Origin of the sequence: Stenotrophomonas sp. CCNWLW57, from assembly GCF_037203925.1 — a bacterium.
Lineage (GTDB): Bacteria > Pseudomonadota > Gammaproteobacteria > Xanthomonadales > Xanthomonadaceae > Stenotrophomonas > Stenotrophomonas rhizophila_A.
In genome coordinates this window covers 256,183-278,902 of sequence record NZ_JBBCBJ010000002.1, presented here as the reverse complement: position 1 = coordinate 278,902, position 22,720 = coordinate 256,183, and the positions used below count along the sequence as shown (strand labels likewise).

Here is a 22,720-nt window from a genome sequence, read left to right as displayed (position 1 = left end):
GGGTGCTCAGTCAGGGTCGTTGGCGGCGTCGTTGTCGTCGAACTCGCTGTTGAACTGCAGCGGTTCGTTGGTGTTGCCGGCGGCCAGGGACTTGACGTAGATCGGCGCCAGCGGAGCTTCCTGGACGATGTCCAGCAGCTGTTCCTTGGCCAATTCGAGCAGGGCCAGGAAGGTGACCAGCACCCCCAGCTTGCCTTCTTCGGCGGTGAACAGCGTTTCAAACCGGTAGAACCTGCCGTCTTCCAGACGGCCCAGCACATCGCCCATGCGCTGGCGGACACTCAGGGCCTCGCGCTTGATCGCGTGGCCGGTGAACAGCTCGGCGCGCTTGAGCACGTCGTGCAGCGCCATCAGCATTTCCTTCAGGTCCACCGGCGGCGGCAGCTTGATGGCCGCGCGGTCGGGCACGAAGGCATGGGCCAGGCTGGTGTCGCGGTCCTGGCGGGGCAGGGCGTCGATATCCTCGGCAGCCTGCTTGAAACGTTCGTACTCCTGCAGCCGGCGCACCAGCTCCGCACGCGGGTCGGCTTCCTCGCCTTCCACGCTGGGCGGCCGCGGCAGCAGCATCCGCGACTTCACTTCGGCCAGGATCGCCGCCATCACCAGGTATTCGGCCGCCAGTTCGAAGCGCAGCTCCTGCATGACGTTGATGTATTCGACGTACTGGCGGGTGATCTCGGCCACCGGAATATCCAGGATATCCAGGTTCTGCCGGCGGATCAGGTAAAGCAGCAGGTCCAACGGACCTTCGAAGGCATCCAGGATGACTTCCAGCGCATCCGGTGGGATGTACAGGTCCTGCGGAATCTGCAGGACCGGTTGCCCATGCACCACGGCCAGCGGCATTTCCTGCTGCTGAGGGGCGGTCGGCCGGATTTGCGGGTTCGCGTCGAGCGCGAGTTCAGAGGTCATCAAGATTGACGTCGGTATTGCAACGGACCAGTTTGCTGCGCCTGGCGCAACCGGAACACCCGGGCGGCAGGATCGCTAGCCATGACATTTCAAACAGCAGCAGGACGCGCTGCTCAAATGCAGCGACAGAACTACGGGAGGTCGTCTACGTGTGCTGGTGTGGGGCAGTGGGGCCCTGTAGCCACAGGGTTGCTGCGTCCAGCCACGTGCAATGTGGTCAAGAGTACGGCTTCACAACGGCAGTGTCCAGCGAGGCGGGCTAGAATCGCGGCGTTTGTTTAGCTGAACCCCAGGAGTTGCCCGTGTGGTATGTGATTGAAGGCTATGACGGCACCGATGTGCTGGCCGCCCGCCTGTCGGCCCGGCCGGCCCATCTTGCCCGTCTGCAGGCCCTGTGCGACGAGGGGCGGCTGCTGCTGGCCGGCCCGTGCCCGGCCATCGACAGTGAAGACCCGGGCCCGGCCGGCTTCAGCGGCAGCGTGGTGATCGCCGCGTTTGATTCCCTCACCGAAGCCCAGGACTGGGCGGCGGCCGATCCCTATGTGGAGGCCGGGGTGTATGTGCGCACCGAGGTCCGCCCGTTCCGCAAGGTGCTGCCATGAGCCGGGTGGAGATGATCCGGGCGGCGCTGCAGGCCGCCTTCGATCCGGAACTGCTGGAGGTGGAGGACGACAGCCACCGCCACGCCGGGCATGAGGGCGCGCGCGATGGGCGCGGGCACTTCAATGTCCACGTGGTCAGCGCGGCCTTCGAAGGCAAGCTGCCGCTTGCGCGCCATCGCGCGGTCTACAACGCGTTGGGCACCCTGATGGAGACCGATATCCACGCGTTGTCCATTCGTGCCGAAGCGCCGTCAAAAAAGGGCTGAAACCCTTGTCCTGCCTTGTCCCGGTGAGTCCCGGGGCGACCTCTCCAAGACACCCCGAGGTTACCGCCGTGCGACATTTGCCTAACGTAGTGTTTACATCCGGGATTGAAAACGCTTACATTCCGCGCCAAGCCCAGATCTCTAAGCCGTGGAGGGCGGCGAAGTGAACAAGGCAGCTATCACCATCAAAGATGTAGCCCGCGAAGCCCGCGTCTCTGTGGCGACGGTATCGCGTGCGCTCAATGGCCATGAAAACGTCGCCGAACCGGTGCGCAAGCTGGTGCTGGAGGTGGCGGCGCGCCTGCGTTACACCCCGCACGCGGCGGCCCGCAGCCTGAGCAGCCGGCGCACCAACACCATTGGCGTGGTGCTGCCGGACCTGTATGGCGAATTCTTCTCCGAGCTGATGCGCGGCATCGACAACGTGGCCCGCGCGCGCCGCCAGCACCTGCTGGTGTCCAGCTACCACGGTGACCAGGAGCAGCAGGGCGCGGCCCTGCGGGCCATGCGCGGCCGGGTTGACGGGCTGCTGGTGCTGTCCCCGTATGCGGAAAGCCCCGGCTTCCTGACCGACAACCTGCCCCAGGCGCTGCCCACGGTGCTGATCAACACGTACCTGCCCGAGCAGGATCACCCGGTGCTGAGCATCGATGACCATGCCGGTGCGATGGCGATGACCGCGCACCTGCTCGAGGCCGGCCACCGCCGTATCGCGTTCATCGGCGGCCCCGAGCTGAACTTCGATGCGCGCGAACGCCTGCGGGGGTTCCGCGATGCGCTGGCCGCGTTCGGCGGTTCCGCCGAGGGCATCGAGCTGCCCGGCGACTTCGATGAAGCCTCCGGCCACCGCGCCGGGCAGGAGCTGCTGGCCGCCGGTGCATTGCCCGATGCGGTATTCGCAGCCAACGACATGATGGCGCTCGGTTGCCTGTACGCGTTCGCGCAGGCCGGCGTGCGCGTGCCGGCCGACGTGGCATTGGCAGGCTTCGATGACATCCCCCTGGCGCGTTTCGTTCACCCGTCGTTGACGACGATGCAGGTGAGTATCGCCGAGCTTGGCGATAAGGCGGCGACGCGTCTGTTGCAGTTGATGGATGGCAACAACACGGAAACGGCCGGTGACAAGCAGACACTTGTACCGCGCCTGATCGTGCGTGATTCAAGCGTTCCGCCGAAAGGCGGAACGCAGTAGGTCGCGACCGTTGGTCGTGGCTCGTTGGGCCGCTGAACGCTGTATCGGTATTTCACGCAATCCAAAAAAAAGACAGGCGGCCGCAACGACGGCTTCCACCACCCGGAGATTTACATGACGTATTCCAATCACCGCACCCGCATGCCGGCCCGCCGCCTGCTGTCGAGCGCACTGGTCAGCTGCCTGTTGCTGGGCGCCGCACCTTCCCTGATGGCCCAGTCGGCCACCTCTTCGCTGCGTGGCCAGGTCGCCCAGGCCGAGGCCGGTACCGAAGTCACCGCCACCAACGTGGCCAGCGGCAGCGTGCGCCGCGCCACCACCCGTGCCGATGGCACCTATTCGCTGATGGGCCTGGACCCGGGCACCTATGACGTGGTGGCCAACGGCCAGACCCAGAAGGTCACCGTGACCGTGGCCTCGACCGCGACGCTGAACTTCAGCGGCGCCCCGGCCAATGGCAGCACCGCCAACGCGACCAACCTCGACACCGTCAACGTGGTCGCCCCGACCCTGCTGCAGGAAGTGCGTACGTCCGAAGTGGGCAAGACGGTCAGCCTGCAGCAGATCCAGACCACCCCGCAGGTGTCGCGCAACTTCCTGGAATTCGCCGACGCGGTGCCGGGCATGATCTTCACCCGTGATGCGAAGGGCAACACCTCGCTGCGTGGCGGTGCCACCAATGCCGACGGCACCAACGTCTACATCGACGGCGTGGGCCAGAAGAGCTACGTCAAGGGCGGCGGCGTGGCCGGCCAGTCCGGCAGCGCCGGCAACCCGTTCCCGCAGCTGGCCATCGGCGAATACAAGGTCATCAGCGGCAACTACAAGGCCGAATACGGCCAGGTGTCCAGCGCGGCAGTGACCGCCGCGACCAAGTCCGGTACCAATGAATTCAAGGGTGAGGCGTTCTACCGCTACACCGACGAAGACATGCGCGCCAAGACCCCGGCCGAGCGCCAGGAAGGCAAGACCAAGGAAGTCTCTGCCGAGAAGGAATACGGATTCGCCCTGGGCGGCCCGATCGTGCAGGACAAGGCCCACTTCTTCGTGACCTACGAAGCCAAGCGCTTCGACCTGCCGGTGACCATCGCCCCGGAAGGCTCGGTGACCAACCGCGTCGGCCTGCTGCCGGCCGATGCCGCCGCCCAGCTCGGCCCGGCCAGCCAGCCGTTCCAGCAGGACCTGATCTTCGCCAAGATCGACGTGGAGCCGACCGACAACGACCGCATCGAGCTGACCTTCCAGGACCGCGACGAAACCCAGCAGCAGTTCAGTGGGCAGACCGCGCCGTCGCACGGCAAGGAAACCGAGAACACCGACCGTCGCTACGCGCTGCGCTGGAACCACAGCGGTGAGCGGTTCTACAACGAACTGATGCTCACCCACGAAGATTCGTTCAACAACCCGGTGCCGCTGACCATCGCCAACGGTTACGTGTACACCGCACCGGATGGCACCGACGACCGCACCCTGGTGCAGATCGGCGGCGCCTCGGCGCTGGATTCGCAGGTGAAGGGCCAGAAGGGCTGGTCGATCGAAGACAACCTGACCCTGGACGGCATCGAATGGGCCGGCGACCACACCATCAAGATGGGCGCCAAGTACAAGGAAATCGACCTGTACGCGTCCGACGCGCAGGAGATCAACCCGCAGTTCACCTATACCCTGGGCGATCCGGACTTCCCGTCCGATATCCCGTACAAGGCGCAGTTCGTCAAGCCGGTGACCGGTGTGTCGGGCGTGACCGGTGAAGTGCGTTCCAAGGTGAAGCAGATCGGTCTGTTCATCCAGGACGACTGGCAGGTCAACGACCACCTGCAGTTGAACCTCGGCCTGCGTTGGGATTACGAAAAGAACCCGACCTACCTGGACTTCGTGACCCCGCCGGAAGTGGTGGCGGCACTCAACAGCCAGGATCCGCGTGCAGCCGCCGGCCAGACCTATGCGCAGTCGATGGCGCTGGGCGGGCTGAACATCAACGATTACATCAGCAACGGCCACAACCGCAAGGCATTCAAGAATGCCTGGCAGCCGCGCCTGGGCTTCTCGTATGACCTCAACGCCGACGAGCAGCACGTGATCCACGGTGGTGCCGGCCGTTCCTACGACCGCGACCTGTTCGACTACCTGCAGCTGGAAACCACCAAGCTGGCGCTGCCGCAGCCGACCATCTACTTCCGCAACCCGGCCACCGGCGCCTGCCTCAACGGCCAGGCCGCGTGCTACGACTGGGATCCGAACCTGCTCAACGGCATCCAGAACCTGCAGGCCCTGGTGGGTTCCACCAGCAATGCCGGGCTGGAAGTGGACATGCTCAACAACAACCTGAAGGCGCCGTACGCCGACCAGTTCAGCCTGGGCATGTCCAACCAGGTGGGCGACTGGCTGACCGACGCCACCGTTGCCCGTACGCTGACCTACGACGGCTTCGCCTTCACCCTGGGCAACCGTTATCCGACCGGCCAGTTCTTCGATGACCCGCGCCTGTGCGGCGGCACCGAGCCGGGCCTGAGCCAGGCCTGGAGCTGCAACATCCCGGGCTTCGGCAGCCTGATCATCGGCCAGCAGGGCATCAAGACCCGTGCCACCCAGGTGCTGCTGTCGGCACAGAAGCCGTTCACCAAGGAAAGCGGCTGGGGCACCTCGATCGCCTACACCTGGACCACCGCGCGCCACAACCGCGACATCAACGAGCATTACGCCTTTGACCGCGGCCTGATCACCGATTACCCGACCATCCGTTCCAACGGTGCACCGCGCCATCGCATCGTGCTGACCGGTTCGTATGCCGGCTTCTGGGACATCACCTTCGGTGGCAAGATCACCCTGGCGACCCCGACCGCGGTGAACGACTGGTACCCGGTGGCACAGTCCAGCGGCTTCGACCTGCCGACCCCCGGCGCCGCGGTGCCGGACGGCAACGGTCGCTTCCTGGTCGGTGGCAAGATCTGGGGCTACCGTTCGGTCGACCTGCAGGCCACGAAGACGTTCAAGATGCCGGGCGACACCGAGCTGTACGCGCGTATCGACATCATCAACGTGTTCAACTTCGACAACTTCTCCAACTACAACTACACCAAGTCCAACGGCAAGCTGCTGGCCAGCTACAACGAGACCGGCGATATCGTCGGTACGCCGCGCCAGGTGAAGGCAGAAGTGGGCTTCCGCTTCTGAGGTAAATGAAGGCCGGTTCCCCTGCCGCAGGGACACGCGATGCGTGTCCTCGCGGTTCGGGGGAACCGGTTTTTAAAGGTTGTAAGCTGTAAACGATTTCACTCCAAGGCCCGCTATGCTGGCCTGGATTTCCAGATTCCGGAGGGTTGGCACGATGAAGGTACCCCGCGTATTGGCACTGGCAGTACTGGCGGCAGCCGTGGTCGGCTGCAAGCCGCAGGCGCAGGAAACGCCAGCCAAACCCAAGCCGCCGGTCATCCTCGTAGAGGCCGACGTTCCCCCGCGCCCGATGAAACCAGAACTGCCCCCGCTGTTCGACGATATCGAACGCCGCACGTTCCAGTTCTTCTGGGACACCACCAATGAAATCAACGGGCTCAGCCCGGACCGGTATCCGTCGCGCCCGTTCGCCAGCATCGCTTCGGTGGGCTACGCGCTGACCGCTTACCCGATCGGCGTGGAAAACGGCTGGGTCAGCCGTACCCAGGCGGTGGACCGCACGCTGACCACGCTGAAGTTCTTCCGCGACATGCCGATGGGCCCACAGCGCACCGGCAAGGGCGGCTACAAGGGTTTCTACTACCACTTCCTGGACATGCAGCAGGGCCACCGCTATGACAGCTGGGTGGAACTGTCGAGCGTGGACACCGCATTGCTGATGATGGGCGTGCTGTTCGCCCAGTCGTACTACACCGGCGACGATTCGCGCGAAAAGGAAATCCGCGCCATCGCCGATACGCTGTACAAACGCGTGGATTGGCCGTGGCTGCAGCAGCGCGCCCCGCTGATCTCGATGGGCTGGTTCCCCGAAAGTGGCTTCATCGACCACGACTGGATGGGATACAACGAGGCGATGATGGTCTACATCCTCGCGCTGGGTTCGCCCACCCACCCGGTGAGCCCGGATGCGTGGACGGTGTGGACGCGCACCTACGACAACGACTGGGGCGTGTTCCAGGGCCAGGAATACCTGTCCTTCGGCCCGCTGTTCGGCCACCAGTACACCCACGTCTGGATCGACTTCCGCGACATCCAGGACGCGTACATGCGCGAGCGCGGCAGCACCTACTTCCTCAACAGCCGCTCGGCCGCGCTGGCCCAGCGCGAGTACGCCATCGCCAACCCGGCGCAGTGGAAGGAATACGGCGAAAACGTGTGGGGTTTGACCGCCAGCGACGGCCCGCAGAACACCACGCAGGAATTCCGCGGCGAGCAGCGCCAGTTCCGCCACTATTCCTCGCGCGGCGCCGGCCTGCGCGAGAACTTCGACGACGGCACCATCGCCCCGACGGCGGCGATCGCCTCGGTGGTGTTCGCGCCGGAGGAAGTGATCCCGGCCACGCTGGAAATGCACAAGCGCTACGGCGATTACCTGTATTCCAGCTACGGCTTCCTGGATTCGTTCAACCCCAGCTTCAATTTCGACATTCCGCTCAAGACCGGGCGCATCGTGCCCGACCGTGGCTGGGTGGCCAGTGATTACATCGGCATCGACCAGGGCCCGATCCTGACCATGATCGCCAACTACCGCAACGATTTCGTGTGGGACACGATGAAGAACAACCCGCACATCCGTCGCGGGCTGGAGCGCGCCGGTTTCACCGGCGGCTGGCTCACCCCGGAGGGCGAAGACCAGCCGATGGCGCTGGAGAAAGACGAGAAGGCCGCGTCGGCCCGCTCGATGGGCATCGCCGAATCCCGCGCGGCCGCCGCGCAGGAACAGAAGAACAATTCCAATTCGAACCGCAACCAGCCCCAGGGGAAGTAAGCAGTGCCATTGTCGTCGCGCCCCAAGCTGTGGGTGAGTGTTCTGCTGCTGGTTGCCGGCAGCCTGTTGTTGAGTGCCTGCCGGAAGGAACCGGAAGGGGTGACCGTGCGTTTCTGGGCCATGGGCCGCGAAGCGGAAGTGGTCAGCGAACTGATCCGCGAATTCGAAGCCGACAATCCCGGCATCCACGTCGATGTGCAGAACATCCCGTGGACGGCCGCGCATGAAAAGCTGCTCACCGCCTTCGCCGCCGACGGCCTGCCGGACGTGTGCCAGCTGGGCAACACCTGGATTCCCGAGTTCGCCGAACTCAACACGCTGACCCCGTTGGCGCCGTTCGTGGCGCAATCCAAGGTGGTCGACCCGGCCGATTACTTCCAGGGCATCTGGGATACCAACGTCATCAACGGCGAGCTGGTCGGGGTGCCGTGGTACGTCGATACGCGCCTGCTGTACTACCGCAAGGACCTGCTGGCCAAGGCCGGCTTCGACCACCCGCCGCGCACCTGGGACGAGTGGAACACCATGATGGCGGCGATCAAGAAGATGCAGGGTCCGGACCGCTACGCGGTGCTGATGCCGATCAACGAGTTCGAGCAGCAGCTGTCCTTCGCCCTGCAGCAGCCCGACCCGCTGCTGCGCGACCACGACACCCGCGGCAACTTCCGCAGCCCCGGCTTCCGCCGCACGCTGGCGTTCTACGAGAACATGTTCGCCCAGGGCTGGGCCCCGCGCATGTCCGAAACCCAGATCTCCAACGTGTGGGATGAGTTCTTCAAGGGCTTCAACGTGTTCTACCTGTCCGGCCCCTGGAACATCCGCGAGTTCAAGAAGCTGCAGCCGAAAGAACTGGAGGGCAAGTGGGGCACCGCCGCACTGCCGGGCCCGGATGGCCCCGGCGCCGGCATCGCCGGCGGCACCAGCCTGGTGATCTTCCGCGGCTCGCAGCAGAAGGAAGCGTCGTGGAAGCTGATCGAGTTCCTGTCGCGCCCGGACATCCAGCAGCGCTTCCATTCCATCATCGGCGACCTGCCGCCACGGCGCAGCACCTGGGAACACCCCTCGCTGGCCAACGACCCGCTGGCGCAGCCGTTCCGCGACCAGCTCGAACGGGTACGGCCGACCCCGAAGGTACTGGAGTGGGAACGTATCGTGCAGGAAATGCGCATCGTCACCGAACAGGTGGTACGCGGTGGGCTGGATCAGGATGTAGCCGTGAATCGATTGGATGACCGCGTGGACAAGGTACTGGCCAAGCGCCGCTGGATGCATGAGCAGCGTACCCAGGCCGAACAGGACGCCGCGCCGGAGGTCCTGCCATGAAGCAGCGTTCGCTTGCCGGCTGGATCTTCGCCGGCCCCTCGCTGCTGGTGATCGGGGTGTTCTTCGGCCTGCCGGTGTTCTCGGCGCTGGCGCTGAGCATCACCGACTTCGACCTGTACGCGCTCGCCGATGGCGGCAACCTGCGCTTCGTGGGCCTGGGCAACTACATCGACCTGCTGCAGACCCCGATGTTCTGGAAGTCGCTGTGGAACACCACGTACTTCGTGGTGGTCGGCGTGCCGATGTCCATCGGCGTTTCGCTCGGCGCGGCGATGCTGCTCAACGCCCCGGCCGCGCGCTTCAAGGCGCTGTTCCGCACCGCGCTGTTCGCCCCGGTGGTGACCACGCTGGTGGCGGTGGCGGTGATCTGGCGCTACCTGTTCCATACCAGCTACGGGCTGGTGAACTACGGCCTTGGCCATCTGGGGATCAGCCCGATCGACTGGCTGGGCGATCCGAACTGGGCCATGCCCACCATCATGCTGTTCGCGGTGTGGAAGAACTTCGGCTACAACATGGTGATCTTCCTGGCCGGCCTGCAGGCGATCCCGCATGACCTGTACGAGGCCGCGCGGATCGATGGCGCCTCGCGCTGGAAACAGTTCCTGCACATCACCCTGCCGATGCTCGGCCCGGTGCTGCTGGTGGTGGGCGTGATCACCGTGTCCGGCTACTTCCAGCTGTTCGCCGAACCCTACGTGATGACCCGCGGCGACCCGCTGCAGAGCACCGTGAGCGTGCTGTACTTCATGTTCGAGGAAGGCTTCAAGTGGTGGAACCTGGGCCGTGCGTCGGCCGTGGCGTTCCTGCTGTTCCTGATCATCCTGGCGGTAACCAGCCTGATGCTGCGTTTCGGCCGCAAGAGGCAGTTGGTATGAGTCGTGAGATTGGCCAGTCGCGCTGGCATGCGTGGTGGGTGAACGGCGGGTTGCTGGTGCTGGCCGCGGTCAGCCTGGCGCCGCTGCTGTGGATGCTGTCGGTGTCGTTCATGCCGACCGGCGAAGCGGCGCATTTCCCGCCGCCGCTGCTGCCTTCGTCGGTGACCACCAACAACTACCACGAGCTGTTCGCCCGCACCGGCATGGCCAACAACTTCGTCAACAGCCTGTTCGTCTCGCTGGCGATCACGCTGGGCTCGCTGCTGCTCAACACCATGGCCGGCTATGCGTTCGCCAAGCTGCGCTTCGTCGGCCGCGAGCGGATCTTCCAGGTGCTGCTTGCCGCGCTGGTGATCCCGGCGCAGGTGGCCATGCTGCCGCTGTTCCTGCTGATGAAGCAGCTGGGCCTGGTCAACAGCTTCGGCGGGGTGATCGTGCCGGCGCTGGCCAGCGTGTTCGGCATCTTCCTGGTGCGCCAGTACGCGCGGTCGATTCCCGATGAGCTGCTGGAGGCGGCGCGGATCGACGGGGCAGGGGAGCTGCGCATCTTCTTCCAGATCGTGCTGCCGATGCTCAAGCCGGTGCTGGTGACCCTGTCGATCTTCACCTTCATGGGCGCCTGGAACGATTTCATGTGGCCGCTGATCGTGTTGACCGACCAGGAGCACTACACTTTGCCGGTTGCCCTGGCCACGTTGTCGCGCGAACACATCATGGACGTTGAAATGATGATGGCCGGCGCGGTGGTCACGGTGGTTCCGGTGCTGGCACTGTTCCTGGTGCTGCAGCGCTACTACATCCAAGGTCTGCTGCTGGGGAGTGTGAAAGGGTGAAGCGTGCCGTCGTCGCGGGGGTTCTGGGTCTGGGTCTGGTGTGGTCGATGGCGGCGCCTGCCGCGCCCCCGGCAGTGCCGGCGGCGCCCAAGGTCCTGGACAGCTTCGACGACATGTCGCCCTGGAAGCTGGTGGTGTCCGACCAGGTCAGCGGCTCACTGCGCAGCGTGGCCGGCGCCAACGGCGGCCGCGCGCTGTGCGTGGACTACGACTTCCACGAAGTCTCCGGCTACGTGGCGATCCGCCGCGAGCTGCCCATCACCTGGCCGGACAACTACCAGGTCGGCTTCCAGCTGCGCGGCGATTCGCCCGGCAATGACCTGCAGTTCAAGCTGATCGATGCCAGCGGCGACAACGTATGGTGGGTCAACCGCCCCGGCTACGCCTTCCCCAAGACCTGGACGCCGGTGCAGTACCGCCAGCGCCAGATCGAGAAGGCCTGGGGCCCGGACCCGGACAAGACCCTGCGTAAAAGCGCGGCAGTGGAGTTCACCATCTACAGCAAGGTCGGCGGGCGCGGCACGGTCTGCTTCGACCGGCTCACCCTGCAGGCCCTGCCGCCGGCCGATACCTCGGCGCTGGCACCGTCGGTGATCGCCGATACCGCCACCGCGCTGCAGAGCCGTATTGCCGATGGCAAGCCGGACACGGTGTGGATCAGCGGTGGCGTGCCCGACCAGACCATCAGCCTGGACCTGCACAACGTGCGCGAGTTCGGCGGTGCGGTGATCCAGTGGGTGCCCGGCCTGGAAGCTACCCGCTACGTGGTGCGTGCCTCGGCCGATGGCCGGGACTGGCGCACCCTGCGCGAGATCACCGCCGGCGGTGGCGGCGAGCGCGATTGGCTGGCACTGCCCGATACCGAGGCGCGCTACCTGCGCTTCGACCTGCAGCACGGCAGCAGCTGGCGGTACGGCATCCGCGATATCGCGATCAAACCGCTGGATTTCGCTGCCACGCCGAACGAATTCGTTGAGTCGGTCGGCGCCGACCTGACCCGTGGCTTCGTGCCGCGCGGCTTCAGCGGTGAACAGCCGTATTGGACCCTGCTCGGGCTGGACGGCGGCCGCGAACAGGCGCTGATCGGCGAAGACGGTGCATTGGAAGTGGCCAAGGCCAGCTTCAGCGTGGAGCCGTTCGTGGTGGTCGACAAGAAGGTGCTGAGCTGGGCCGATGTCGAGGCCAAGCAGTCGCTGCAGGACGATTACCTGCCCATTGCCAGCGTCGACTGGGCCCACCCCAAGGCCGCCTTGAAGGTGACCGGCTTCGTGCAGGGCAGTACGGACAAGGCGCAGCTGGTGGGCCGCTACACGCTGCACAACCCGGACAAGGTGGCGCACGACTACACCCTGGCCCTGGCCGTGCGGCCGTGGCAGGTGAATCCGCCGCGGCAGTTCCTCAATACCGTGGGCGGCGTGAGCCGGATCGACACGCTGGAGTTCGAGCCGGGCCAGGTCGAGGTCAACGGCAAGCCGCGCGTGTACGCGGTGCAGGCGCCGGACGCGGCCTTCGCCAGCCCGTTCGACGGCAAGCTGGAGGTCACCCACCTGGCCAGTGGCAACCTGCCCACCGCGACCGAAGTGCGCGATTCCACCGGGCTGGCCTCGGGCGCGCTGCTGTACCGCTGGCGGCTGGAGCCGGGGCAGAGCAGGGAGGTGGCCATCGTGCTGCCGCAGACCGGCGCGTGGACCACCCCGAAGGACTTCGACGCCAACAAGGCCCAGCAGCAGGTGGCTTCGATGTGGCGCACCAAGCTGGACCAGGTGGCGCTGCAGGTGCCAGCGGCGGGCAAGCCGCTGGCCGATACGCTGCGCACCGCACTGGCGCACATGCTGATCTCCCGGATCGGGCCAAGCCTGCAGCCGGGCACGCGCTCCTACTCGCGCAGCTGGATCCGCGATGGCGCGATGATTTCCGAAGGCCTGCTGCGCATGGGCCGCAGCGATGCGGTGCGTGAGTACGTGAACTGGTACGCGCCGTACCAGTTCGACAACGGCAAGGTGCCGTGCTGCGTCGACCCGCGCGGCGCCGATCCGGTGCCGGAAAACGACAGCCACGGCGAACTGATCTTCAACATCGCCGAGTACTGGCGCTACACCGGTGACAGCACCTTCCTGGAACTGATGTGGCCGCACGTGCAGGGCGCCTACCAGTACATGGAACAGCTGCGCCTGAGCGAACGCACCGAGGAAAACCGCGCGCGCAACCCGGCCTTCTTCGGGATGATGCCGGTGTCGATCAGCCACGAAGGCTATTCGGCCAAACCCATGCATTCGTACTGGGACAACTTCTGGGCGCTGCGCGGTTACAAGGATGCGGCGATCATCGCCTCCACCCTGGGCAAGATGGAGGCGATGCAGATCGCCGAGTCGCGCGACCAGTTCCGTGACGACCTGCAGGCCTCGCTGCTGGCGGCCACGGCCCTGCACAAGATCGATTTCCTGCCCGGTTCGGCCGAGCTCGGCGATTTCGACGCGACCTCCACCACCATCGCGCTGGCCCCGGGCGGCGAACAGGGCCGCCTGCCGCAGCCGTACCTGGACAACACCTTCGAGCGCTACTGGAAGCAGTTCGAGGAACGCCGCGACGGCAAGCGCGAATGGAAGGACTACACCCCTTACGAGTGGCGCAACGTGGCCGCATTCGTGCGCCTGGGCTGGCGCGACCGCGCCTGGCAGGCCACCGAGTTCTTCTTCAAGGACCGCGCGCCGCAGGCCTGGAACCAGTGGGCCGAAGTGGTCTCGCACACGCCGCGCAAGCCGTTCTTCGTCGGCGACCTGCCGCATGCGTGGGTGGCGTCGGACTTCGTGCGCTCGGCGCTGGACATGTTCGCCTACAACCGCGACGTGGACGACAGCCTGGTGCTCGCCGCCGGCGTGCCCAGCCGCTGGCTGGACGGCGCCGGGGTCGGGGTGAAGGGGCTGCGCACGCCGAATGGACAGCTGAGCTACACACTGGCCCGCAGCGACCGGCAGCTCACGCTGCAGGTCGCGTCCGGGCTGCTGGTACCGCAGGGCGGGGTGATCCTGCCGTGGCCGTTCAGTGGCGAACCGGGGGATACCACCATCAACGGCGAGCCGGCGCAGTGGCTCAACGGCGAGCTGCGCATCACCCAGGTGCCGGCCAAGGTGGAAGTGCAGATCCCGGCCTCGGTGCGGCGCGCCGAACGCAAGGCGCCGTGACCGCGGTGGTCGCGCGCCCCGGCATGCTCGGCGTGCTGCTCGCCCTTGCGCTGGCGGCGTTGCCGGCGCGCGCGGCAACGCCGGTGGAGCAGGGCATGAGCCTGGTGACCTTCAACCTGCACCACGACCGGGAAGACTGGCCGCAGCGGCGCAAGGTGATCCTGCGCGAGCTGCAGGCGCTGCAGCCCGATGCGATCGCGCTGCAGGAGGTGATCCAGAAGCCGCATGTGCGCAACCAGGCCGCCTGGCTGGCGCGCAGGCTCGGCTATGACTATCAGTTCGTCTCCACCGATCCGCCGGGCCGATTGAAGCGCTACGGCAATGCGCTGCTGACCCGGCGCCCGGTGCTGGCGCGCGGTGAACGGCTGCTGGCGCCGCTGACCGACTACCGCACCGTGGCGCACCTGCGTATCGATGTGGATGGGCAGCCAGTGAATGTCTATGCCACCCATCTCAACGAACGTTCGGATGAGCGCGGCAGCCGCATCCGTGCCGAGCAGGTGGCCGACCTGTTGACGTTCATCGCGACGACATCGGGCGATGCGCCGGTGGTGATCGCGGGGGATTTCAATGCGCTGGTGGATGCGGGCGATCTGAGCGCGCTGCGCCAGCGCTATGGCGACAGCTATGGCAGCGTGCACGTGAACAACGAACTGGCACAGATCAGTACGTTGAACCGGCATTACTACGATGCGCCCTCGCGCATCGACCACATCTTTTTCCAGCAGGACAAGCTGATGGCCCGCGAAGCGCGGCTGCTGTTCGACCAGCCCTACGCCGAAGGGCGCTGGGCGTCGGACCATTACGGGGTGTGGACCCGCCTGCAGTTCGCACCCTGATGCAGGCAGCCACGCAGGGCGTGGCGCTACGTGATCCGGATCCAGAAAAAGACAGCGGCCCGAAGGCCGCTGTCTTTTTTTACCTTGCCGCTGGAACCGGATCAGGCCTTGTCGGTCTTTTCCGGGTCCTGCTTGTCGGCATCGTCGGCCTTGGCGACATCGGTCGGGATGTCTTCGCGGGCTTCGGCGTGCGCGGCCTGGGCGGCGGCGTCGGTCGGTGCGGCGTCGCTGGCGGCGCTGCCGAACAGCTGGCCGTTCTGCACCGCCGGTGCAACTGCGGCCGATTCCGCGCGTGCCACCGGTGCCGGGGCAGCCGGCGCGGCCGGAACGGCGTCCACTGCATCCAGCATGCTGGTCTGCACCGGACGACCGACTTCGGTCGGGCCCTTGTGCTCTACAACCGGCGCGCTGGTGCTGGCTTCGGCGGCCTTCGGGGTCTCGACGGCGACGGGTGCGGTCGGGGCCGGGGCCACCGGGGCCGGCGTCACGACGGGCGTTTCAATCGGCTTCGGCGCTTCGGTCACGACCGGGGCTTCGACTGCCTTCGGCGCTTCGGTCACGACTGGAGCTTCAACAGCCTTCGGCGCTTCAGCGGCGACCGGCGCTTCTACCGCTTTCGGCGCTTCGGTCACGACCGGGGCTTCAACAGTCTTCGGCGCTTCGGTCACGACCGGGGCGACCGGGGCTTCAACCGCCTTCGGTGCTTCCGCCACCACCGGCTTCTCAGCCTCCGGCGCCTTGGCGACCGGTGCCGAGGCCGGCATCGGCGATTCCACGAACGGCACGCGGTCGGTGTAGGACGGGGTGCGCTCTGCCACCGGCTCGGCCTTCGGGGCCGGGGCGGCCTCGCTGTGACCGGCGGTCACCACCGGGCTGCTGACCACGGCCAGCGGCGCGGCGGCGGCCACGGCAGCCACCGGGGCCGGGCGCGGGGCCTGCACCGGCGCGGCCGGAGCAGCGGGAGCAGCGCCGTCGTCATCGAAGTCGAACTCCGGGTTCGATCCGGTGCTGCGGGCGGCGGGGCGGGCGGCCTGGGCGGTGGTGTCACCGTCCTGGTCGCCGTCCTGCTCGTCGCCGTCGGCGTCGTCATCCAGGCCGCCGTCATCGTTCAGGCCATCGCTGCCTGCAGCCTGCTCGCCATTGCCACGACGACGGCGGCGGCCACCGCGACGGCCACGACGACGGCGCGAGGCGCCCTCGCCACTGGCATCATCGCCGGTGCCCGGCGCTTCGCCGTGCTCGTTGGCTTCGCCATCCACCGCAACGGCGGTCACCTGGTTTTCATCGGCCGGTGCGTTGTTCGACACCGGGGCCGCGGTCGGCGCCGTGGTCGCCGGGGTGGCGGCATCGGCCACGGTCACCGCGGCTGCAACCAGCGCCGCATCGGCAGCGGTCACGCCGGTCTGCATCGGCTTGGCGGCATCGGCCTGCGGCTGGCGCGCGGGCTTGTCGCCCTCGTTCTGCTGGCGCGGCGGCTTCTGCTTCTGGTTCTGGTTCAGCTTCGGCTGCTGCTGCTCATTGCGCGGGGCCTTGGGCTGCTGCTGCTCGTTGCGCGGCTTGCCCTGCTGGGCCTGGCCGGCGGCCGGTGCGGACGCCTGTGCGGCCACGTCCTGGCGGCGGTCATCGCGGCGCTCGCCCTTGCCGGCGCGTTCGCCACGGTCGTCGCGACGGTCCTTGCCACGGGCCTGGCCCTGCTGGCCCTGACCCTGGCCACGTTCGCCACGCTCATCGCGGCGGCCGTTGCGGTCCTTGCCGTTGCGGTCCTTGTTACGGCCGTTGCGGTTGCCGTCCTGGGCCGGGCGCGCGTTGGTCTGCGGGGCGGCGGCCGGCGCCGGTTCGCCACCAAAGATGCGCTTGAGCCAGCCAACCACGCCGGTGGCGGCCGGTGCAGCGACCGGGGCCGGGGCGACCGGGGCCGGGGCAGCAGCCACCGGCTCGGCAACCTCGCGGACCGGCGCCGGGGAGCTGTGCTTGACGTTGGTGACCGCCGGGGCAACCGGGATGTTCAGCTGCGCCTTGGTCAGGGCATGCACCGGCAGCTTGCGCGGGGTGCCACGCTGGTAGCTCGGCTTGCCGCTTTCTTCGCCCAGCTCGTTTTCACGCAGGCGGGTCACTTCGTAATGCGGCGTGTGCAGCTGCTCGTCGGCCACGATCACGATCGGCGCGTCATGGCGCTGTTCGATCTCGCGCAGGGCGCTGCGCTTTTCGTTGAGCAGGTAGTTGGCGATCTCCACCGGGGCCTGGACCAGCACCTGCCCGGTGTTTTCCTTCATCGCATGCTCTTCGGCGACGCGGATGATCGACAGCGACAGCGATTCCACCGAACGCATGCGGCCGTGGCCGTCGCAACGCGGGCAGACGATCTGGCTGGATTCGCCCAGGCTCGGGCGCAGGCGCTGGCGGCTCATTTCCATCAGGCCGAAGCGCGAAATGCGGCCCAGCTGCACGCGCGCACGGTCGTACTTGAGCGCGTTCTGCAGGCGGTTCTCGACCTCACGCTGGTGCTTGTTGGAGGACATGTCGATGAAGTCGATCACCACCAGGCCGCCCAGGTCGCGCAGGCGCAGCTGGCGGGCCACTTCCTCGGCCGCTTCCAGGTTGGTCTGGAACGCGGTGTCCTCGATGTCACTGCCCTTGGTGGCGCGCGAGGAGTTCACGTCGATGGCGGTCAGCGCTTCGGTCTGGTCGACCACGATCGAGCCGCCCGAGGGCAGGCGCACGTTGCGTTCATAGGCGCCTTCGATCTGCGATTCGATCTGGAAGCGGTTGAACAGCGGAATGTCGTCGGTGTAGTGCTTGAGCTTGCGCAGGGTCTGCGGCATCACCTGCTGCATGAATTCGCGGGCGGTGTCGTACAGCTCCTGGGTATCGACCAGGATCTCGCCCACGTCGGCGCGCAGGTAGTCGCGCAGGGCGCGCACGATCAGGCGCGATTCCTGGTAGATCAGGAACGGGGCCGGCTTGGTCAGCGCCGCTTCGGCGATCGACTTCCAGACCTGCAGCAGGTAGTCCAGGTCCCACTGCAGCTCTTCGGCATCGCGGCCGACGCCGGCGGTGCGGATGATCACGCCCATGTCGTCGGGGATGTTCAGCTTGTCCAGCGCTTCCTTCAGCGCGGCGCGGTCTTCGCCCTCGATGCGACGCGACACGCCACCGGCGGTGGGCGAGTTCGGCATCAGCACCATGTAGCGGCCGGCCAGGGAGATGAACGTGGTCAGGGCGGCGCCCTTGTTGCCACGCTCTTCCTTGTCGACCTGGACCACCACTTCCTGGCCTTCACGCAGCAGTTCGCGGATGCCGGCCTTGTTGTGGTCGACCCCGGCCTGGAAGTAGTCGCGGGAGATTTCCTTCAGCGGCAGGAAGCCGTGGCGTTCGCCACCGTATTCCACGAAGGCCGCTTCCAGCGACGGCTCAAGGCGCGTGATGCGGCCCTTGTAGATGTTCGACTTCTTCTGTTCCTTGGACGGCTGTTCGATGTCGATGTCGTACAGCGTCTGGCCATCCACGATGGCTACCCGCAGCTCTTCAGCCTGCGTGGCGTTGATCAGCATTCGCTTCATATTGCGTTCCTCGCGCGCTGCTACCGCGCGGAACGCCATGGGGTTTCGCTTCTGGTCACGCTTGCACGCCCATCGCGCATGCGCGGGGAGGGCGGCTTGGGTTTCCAGCGCTACAACACCACGGCAGGCCGCGGGAGCGCTTCATTTTGTTTTGGTTTGGGTGTTGCGGGCCGGAGGCAGCTTTCAGCCAGGCTGGAGCGCCACAGGGACATTTTTTCAGCGCAGACGCGTGTCAGGCATCCGGCGATGGCCGGGACTGCCGGTGAGCCGCTAACATGGCCGCCCCGGGGGCGGTGGCTGCGCACTGTGCCGGAATCGAGGGAAGTCGGGCTTCTGGCCCAGAGCAACTTCCAACGAAATCAATCCCTTATCTCGCCCGCCGAGTGTAACAGAATAAAAGGCCAATGACTGATACCGTGCCGTCCCCCAAACCCGCTGAAGGCAAGACCAGCGTCCGTCTCCTGACTGTCCCGGCCGACCGTGCCGGGCAACGCCTAGACAACTTCCTGCTCGGCCAGCTGAAGGGTGCGCCACGCAGTCTGGTCTACAAACTCGTGCGCAGCGGCCAGGTCCGGGTGAACGGCGGCCGCGCCAAGGCCGAACGCAAGCTGGTGGAGGGCGACGAAGTGCGCGTGCCACCGGTTCGTCTCACCGAGGAGGGAGATAGGGCCGGCCCGCCGGCGGCGTTCATGAAGCGGCTGGAAGACGCCATCGTCTACGAAGACGAGCGGCTTCTGGCCCTGAACAAGCCCTCCGGCGTGGCCAGCCACGGCGGCAGCGGGATCAGTTTCGGCGCCATCGAGACCCTGCGCGCACTCCGCCCCGGCAAGACCCTGGAGCTGGTGCACCGGCTGGATCGGGACACCTCGGGCCTGCTGATCGTGGCCAAGAAGCGCTCGGCGCTGAGCGAGCTGCAGGCACTGCTGCGGGAAGACCACGGCGCCGGCATCCGCAAGCGCTACCTGACCCTGCTGGTGGGGCGCATGCCCGACGGCACCATGACCGTGGACGCCCCGCTGCACGTGGGCCTGCGCCAGGGGGGCGAGCGCCACGTCCAGGTCAATGCGATCGGCAAGGAATCGATCAGCCACTTCAGCGTGCTGGAGCGCAAAGGCGGCCATTCGTTCTGCGAAGTCCGGATCGAAACCGGCCGTACCCACCAGATCCGCGTGCATGCCCAGCACCTCGGGCACCCGGTGGCCGGTGACGACAAATACGGCGATCCGGAGGTCAACAAGCGGCTTCGTGACCAGATCGGCCTGAAACGCCTGTTCCTGCACGCCGCCTCGTTGGAGTTCTCGCTGGACGCCGGCAAGACCCCTTACCTGCTCAATGCGCCATTGGCCGAGGAGCTGACCGAGGCATTGAACCGGTTGGGGTGAAGCTGTCGGTTGATTGATCCGGGCCCGGATGGGCCCGGAAAAAAGTCGTCGACCGTTGGTTGATTGATCCCAATCCCAATGGGCCAATATGAATTCGTAGCCCCGGCCGTTGGCCGGACACCGCGCGCAGCGCGGCCCAAGCGTCCGGAGACGGTCACCCAACGATTGCCGCCACCACCCGGCGTTTAGAAGTTCCGAAGCCGCCCGTCAGGTGTTCATGATCCCGGAACGAAGAGCAGCCGGCCAACCGCCGGCGCTACCGCTTCGAATCGTCTAAACGCCGGACGGAGTATCGGGAGGCCGCATTCGGCCACCTCCTGAGACTTGGGCCGCGCTGCGCGCGGTGTCCGGCCAACGGCCGGGGCTACGAACCGCTACGTAACGTCCACAGATCGGGATCAACCAACCAGAGGCCCCGTAACCGTCGCAGACCCATCGGGATTGGAATCAAATCAACCCGTATCCGGTAGCGCCGGCCGTTGGCCGGCCCACGTAATCTGCGCCACGCCCGCACGCACATCACCACTTGAACAACACCAGGCTGATGGCCAGGCTGGCCATGCCGGCCACCAGTCCGTACACCGTTTCATGGCCCTTGGCGTATCGCTTGGCCGCTGGCAGCAGCTCATCCAGCGCCAGGAACACCATCACCCCGGAAATCAGCCCGAACACCCACCCGAACGTGGCGTGGTTGAGCACCCCGGACAACAGCACGTACCCGATCGCCGCGCCAATCGGCTCGGCCAGGCCCGACAGCAGGCTGGCGCCGAACGCATAGAACTTGTTCTGGGTGGCGAAATACACCGGCACCGCGATCGCGATGCCCTCGGGGATGTTGTGGATCGCAATGGCGAACGCCAGCGGCATGCCCACCGAGGGGCTTTCCAGCGTCGCGAAGAACGTGGCCAGGCCTTCCGGGAAGTTGTGCGCGGTGATCGCCACCGCCGTCAGCAGGCCCACCCGCTTGATGTAGGCCTTGTTGTTCTCCCGGAACATCGGGTCCTGCTTGTCCAGGCTTTCGTGCGGGTTCGGAATCAGGTGATCGATCAGCACGATCAGCAGCACCCCGCACAGGAACGCCGCCATGGCGTAGGCATAGCCCACGCGCGCGTCATACGCCTGGGTGAACGAATCGATCGCCTTGGTCAGGATCTCGGTCAGCGACACGAACACCATCGCGCCGCCGGCGAAGGCCAGGCCGAAGGCCAGCAGGCGGGGATTGGGGCGGCGCGAGAACAACACCATCAGGCTGCCCAGGCCGGTGGCCAGCCCGGCAGCCAGGGTCACCAGCAGGGCGACCCATACGTTTTCACTCGAGATTTCCGGCATGCGCCACAGCGTCCTTTGATCAGCCGCCGCGACGCAGGCGCTCTTCCACCGCGAAGCACTCATCGGGTTTGGGCTGCGGCGGGTTGAAGCTCACCGGCACCTGGATGGTGGTGGGCACCGGCTGGCCGGCGCGGGTGGCCGCCTTGAACTGCCAGCCTTCCACCGCCTTCTGCGCCTGCTCATCAAGCTGCGCGTTGCCGCTGCCGCTCACCAGCTGCACCTGGCCGGGCTTGCCGTCGGTACCCACCACCACCTTCAGCGTGGTGGTGCCGCCAATGGCCTGGCAGGCCAGCTCGATCGGGTACACCGGCGGCGGCGTCTTCACCGCAGCCACCTCGGTAGGCGCCGCCACTGGTGCGGCCGGCTCCGACGACCCGCCACACCCGGCAAGGGTCAGCACCGCTGCAGTCACCGCCACGCGTATCTGGATGTTCATCAAAATCACTCCGTCAGGCCCGAAGCCTTGGCTGCACAGATGAAGTCGTTTTCGCTCAACCCGCCCACGTCGTGGGTGGAAAAGCGCACCACGGCGCGGTCGTAATGCACCCCCAGGTCCGGGTGGTGGTCCTCGGCGTGCGCCACCCAGGCCAGGGCGTTCACGAACGCCATGGTCTTGTAGTAGTCGGCGAAGCGGAAGGTCCGGGTCAGGGCCTGGCCCTGTTCGGCCAGCTCCCAGCCGGGAACCTGCGGCAGCAGCTCGGCTATGCGGGCTTCGCCCAGCTTGTGGTCGCTGCCCTTGCGCGGTACGCAACGGGCCTGCGCCAGCGGAATCAGGTCGGCCATGAAATCCTCCACCTCGTGTATGCCTGAACAATGCGCCGGACAGTGTATAAACCGAATGAGCGCATAACATGTAAGCCGCTAGAATAGCCGCATGATCCAGATCTCCGACACTGCCCAGACCTATTTCCGCAAGCTCATCGAGCGCGAAGCCGTGCCCGGCATGGGCGTGCGCCTCAGCGCCGTCGATGCCGGCACCCCGCGTGCCGATGCCCGGCTGGAGTTCGCCGAACCGGCCGACCTGCTCGGCGACGAGTGGGCGGTGGACTGCGACGGCTTCACCCTGTACGTGGCCTCCGACAGCGTGGGCTGGATGGACGGCGCCGACATCGACATCGTCACCAATGCCACCGGCGGCCAGCAGCTCACCATCAAGGCCCCGAAGATCAAGGGCGAAGCCCCGGCTGATTCGGCCTCGCTGGTCGAACGCGTGCGCTGGGTGGTGGAAAACGAAGTCAACCCGCAGCTGGCCTCGCACGGCGGCAAGGTCGCGGTGCAGGAAGTGTCTGCCGATGGCGTGGTGCTGCTGCGCTTCGGCGGCGGCTGCCAGGGCTGCGGCATGGCCGACGTCACCCTCAAGCAGGGCATCGAGAAAACCCTGATGGGCCGCGTGCCCGGCATCACCGCCGTACGTGACGCGACCGACCACGACAGCGGTCACGCGCCGTATATTCCGCGCGGCACGGCTGCCTGACCGGCC

Annotated in this window: 17 protein-coding genes; 12 read left to right on the top strand and 5 right to left on the bottom strand. The window is 66.4% G+C overall.

Annotated features, from left to right (window positions below; all coding sequences use genetic code 11):
• Positions 1-6: 6 nt before the first annotated feature.
• Positions 7-912 (bottom strand): ScpA family protein, encoded by a 906-nt coding sequence (locus tag V9K91_RS06060; protein WP_068853099.1) that lies wholly within the window; start codon positions 910-912, stop codon positions 7-9.
• A 302-nt stretch (positions 913-1,214) separates the two neighbouring features.
• Between V9K91_RS06060 and V9K91_RS06055 the strand changes: the two genes are divergently transcribed.
• From V9K91_RS06055 to V9K91_RS06010, 10 genes are all read left to right on the top strand, one after another.
• Entirely contained in the window at positions 1,215-1,514 is a 300-nt protein-coding gene (locus V9K91_RS06055; RefSeq protein ID WP_068854705.1) for a YciI family protein, read from the top strand.
• A complete protein-coding gene (locus V9K91_RS06050) occupies positions 1,511-1,780 on the top strand; it encodes a BolA family protein (protein ID WP_068853096.1) in 270 nt (89 codons plus the stop codon). Before V9K91_RS06055 ends, V9K91_RS06050 begins: the two co-directional genes overlap by 4 nt.
• Positions 1,781-1,928: 148 nt before the next feature.
• Positions 1,929-2,972, top strand: a complete 1,044-nt coding sequence (locus V9K91_RS06045) for a LacI family DNA-binding transcriptional regulator (RefSeq protein WP_336443312.1) — start codon at positions 1,929-1,931, stop codon at positions 2,970-2,972.
• 114 nt (positions 2,973-3,086) lie between these two features.
• Positions 3,087-6,146 carry a TonB-dependent receptor gene (locus V9K91_RS06040; protein ID WP_306988151.1) on the top strand — a complete coding sequence of 1,020 codons (3,060 nt, stop codon included), beginning with the start codon at positions 3,087-3,089 and terminating at the stop codon, positions 6,144-6,146.
• 154 nt (positions 6,147-6,300) lie between these two features.
• Complete coding sequence (locus tag V9K91_RS06035) at positions 6,301-7,914, top strand: glucoamylase family protein (protein WP_068853087.1); 1,614 nt, start codon at positions 6,301-6,303, stop codon at positions 7,912-7,914.
• Positions 7,915-7,959: 45 nt separating this feature from the next.
• The gene (locus V9K91_RS06030; RefSeq protein ID WP_249834370.1) at positions 7,960-9,237 is read left to right on the top strand and encodes a sugar ABC transporter substrate-binding protein; all 1,278 of its coding nucleotides are present in this window, start codon (positions 7,960-7,962) and stop codon (positions 9,235-9,237) included.
• The gene (locus V9K91_RS06025) at positions 9,234-10,115 is read left to right on the top strand and encodes a sugar ABC transporter permease (RefSeq protein ID WP_068853081.1); all 882 of its coding nucleotides are present in this window, start codon (positions 9,234-9,236) and stop codon (positions 10,113-10,115) included. The genes V9K91_RS06030 and V9K91_RS06025 overlap by 4 nt, the downstream gene beginning before the upstream one ends.
• On the top strand, positions 10,112-10,948 hold the full coding sequence (locus V9K91_RS06020) for a carbohydrate ABC transporter permease (RefSeq protein WP_068853078.1): 837 nt from the start codon (positions 10,112-10,114) through the stop codon (positions 10,946-10,948). Before V9K91_RS06025 ends, V9K91_RS06020 begins: the two co-directional genes overlap by 4 nt.
• A 47-nt stretch (positions 10,949-10,995) precedes the next feature.
• Positions 10,996-14,130 carry a discoidin domain-containing protein gene (locus tag V9K91_RS06015; protein ID WP_336443313.1) on the top strand — a complete coding sequence of 1,045 codons (3,135 nt, stop codon included), beginning with the start codon at positions 10,996-10,998 and terminating at the stop codon, positions 14,128-14,130.
• A gap of 23 nt (positions 14,131-14,153) precedes the next feature.
• Positions 14,154-14,969 (top strand): endonuclease/exonuclease/phosphatase family protein, encoded by an 816-nt coding sequence (locus V9K91_RS06010; RefSeq protein WP_336443340.1) that lies wholly within the window; start codon positions 14,154-14,156, stop codon positions 14,967-14,969.
• A 101-nt stretch (positions 14,970-15,070) separates the two neighbouring features.
• On the opposite strand, the gene rne is transcribed toward V9K91_RS06010, so the two are convergent.
• Complete coding sequence (rne, locus tag V9K91_RS06005; RefSeq protein WP_336443314.1) at positions 15,071-18,529, bottom strand: ribonuclease E; 3,459 nt, start codon at positions 18,527-18,529, stop codon at positions 15,071-15,073.
• 404 nt (positions 18,530-18,933) lie between these two features.
• Here rne and V9K91_RS06000 point away from each other — a divergent pair, with 404 nt between their 5' ends.
• The gene (locus tag V9K91_RS06000; protein ID WP_336443315.1) at positions 18,934-19,911 is read left to right on the top strand and encodes an RluA family pseudouridine synthase; all 978 of its coding nucleotides are present in this window, start codon (positions 18,934-18,936) and stop codon (positions 19,909-19,911) included.
• A 519-nt stretch (positions 19,912-20,430) separates the two neighbouring features.
• Here V9K91_RS06000 and zupT read toward each other — a convergent pair.
• From zupT to V9K91_RS05985, 3 genes are read right to left on the bottom strand one after another with little or no spacing between them, the layout of a single operon-like run.
• Entirely contained in the window at positions 20,431-21,240 is an 810-nt protein-coding gene (zupT, locus tag V9K91_RS05995; RefSeq protein ID WP_249832781.1) for a zinc transporter ZupT, read from the bottom strand.
• A 19-nt stretch (positions 21,241-21,259) separates the two neighbouring features.
• Positions 21,260-21,676, bottom strand: coding sequence for an energy transducer TonB (locus V9K91_RS05990; RefSeq protein WP_095362782.1), 417 nt, complete (start codon positions 21,674-21,676; stop codon positions 21,260-21,262).
• A gap of 5 nt (positions 21,677-21,681) precedes the next feature.
• A complete protein-coding gene (locus V9K91_RS05985; protein ID WP_068854702.1) occupies positions 21,682-22,023 on the bottom strand; it encodes a 4a-hydroxytetrahydrobiopterin dehydratase in 342 nt (113 codons plus the stop codon).
• Positions 22,024-22,114: 91 nt separating this feature from the next.
• Here V9K91_RS05985 and V9K91_RS05980 point away from each other — a divergent pair, with 91 nt between their 5' ends.
• The gene (locus V9K91_RS05980) at positions 22,115-22,714 is read left to right on the top strand and encodes an NfuA family Fe-S biogenesis protein (RefSeq protein WP_068853063.1); all 600 of its coding nucleotides are present in this window, start codon (positions 22,115-22,117) and stop codon (positions 22,712-22,714) included.
• The last annotated feature ends 6 nt before the right edge of the window (positions 22,715-22,720 follow it).

Coding starts and splice junctions, on each gene's coding strand:
- V9K91_RS06020 (WP_068853078.1), top strand. CDS start 10,112: ATGAGTCGTGAGATTGGCCAGTCGCGCTGGCATGCGTGGTGGGTGAAC.
- zupT (WP_249832781.1), bottom strand. CDS start 21,240: ATGCCGGAAATCTCGAGTGAAAACGTATGGGTCGCCCTGCTGGTGACC.
- V9K91_RS06040 (WP_306988151.1), top strand. CDS start 3,087: ATGACGTATTCCAATCACCGCACCCGCATGCCGGCCCGCCGCCTGCTG.
- V9K91_RS06015 (WP_336443313.1), top strand. CDS start 10,996: ATGGCGGCGCCTGCCGCGCCCCCGGCAGTGCCGGCGGCGCCCAAGGTC.
- V9K91_RS05990 (WP_095362782.1), bottom strand. CDS start 21,676: ATGAACATCCAGATACGCGTGGCGGTGACTGCAGCGGTGCTGACCCTT.
- rne (WP_336443314.1), bottom strand. CDS start 18,529: ATGAAGCGAATGCTGATCAACGCCACGCAGGCTGAAGAGCTGCGGGTA.
- V9K91_RS05980 (WP_068853063.1), top strand. CDS start 22,115: ATGATCCAGATCTCCGACACTGCCCAGACCTATTTCCGCAAGCTCATC.
- V9K91_RS06025 (WP_068853081.1), top strand. CDS start 9,234: ATGAAGCAGCGTTCGCTTGCCGGCTGGATCTTCGCCGGCCCCTCGCTG.
- V9K91_RS06035 (WP_068853087.1), top strand. CDS start 6,301: ATGAAGGTACCCCGCGTATTGGCACTGGCAGTACTGGCGGCAGCCGTG.
- V9K91_RS06000 (WP_336443315.1), top strand. CDS start 18,934: ATGACTGATACCGTGCCGTCCCCCAAACCCGCTGAAGGCAAGACCAGC.
- V9K91_RS06060 (WP_068853099.1), bottom strand. CDS start 912: ATGACCTCTGAACTCGCGCTCGACGCGAACCCGCAAATCCGGCCGACC.
- V9K91_RS05985 (WP_068854702.1), bottom strand. CDS start 22,023: ATGGCCGACCTGATTCCGCTGGCGCAGGCCCGTTGCGTACCGCGCAAG.
- V9K91_RS06010 (WP_336443340.1), top strand. CDS start 14,154: ATGCTCGGCGTGCTGCTCGCCCTTGCGCTGGCGGCGTTGCCGGCGCGC.
- V9K91_RS06050 (WP_068853096.1), top strand. CDS start 1,511: ATGAGCCGGGTGGAGATGATCCGGGCGGCGCTGCAGGCCGCCTTCGAT.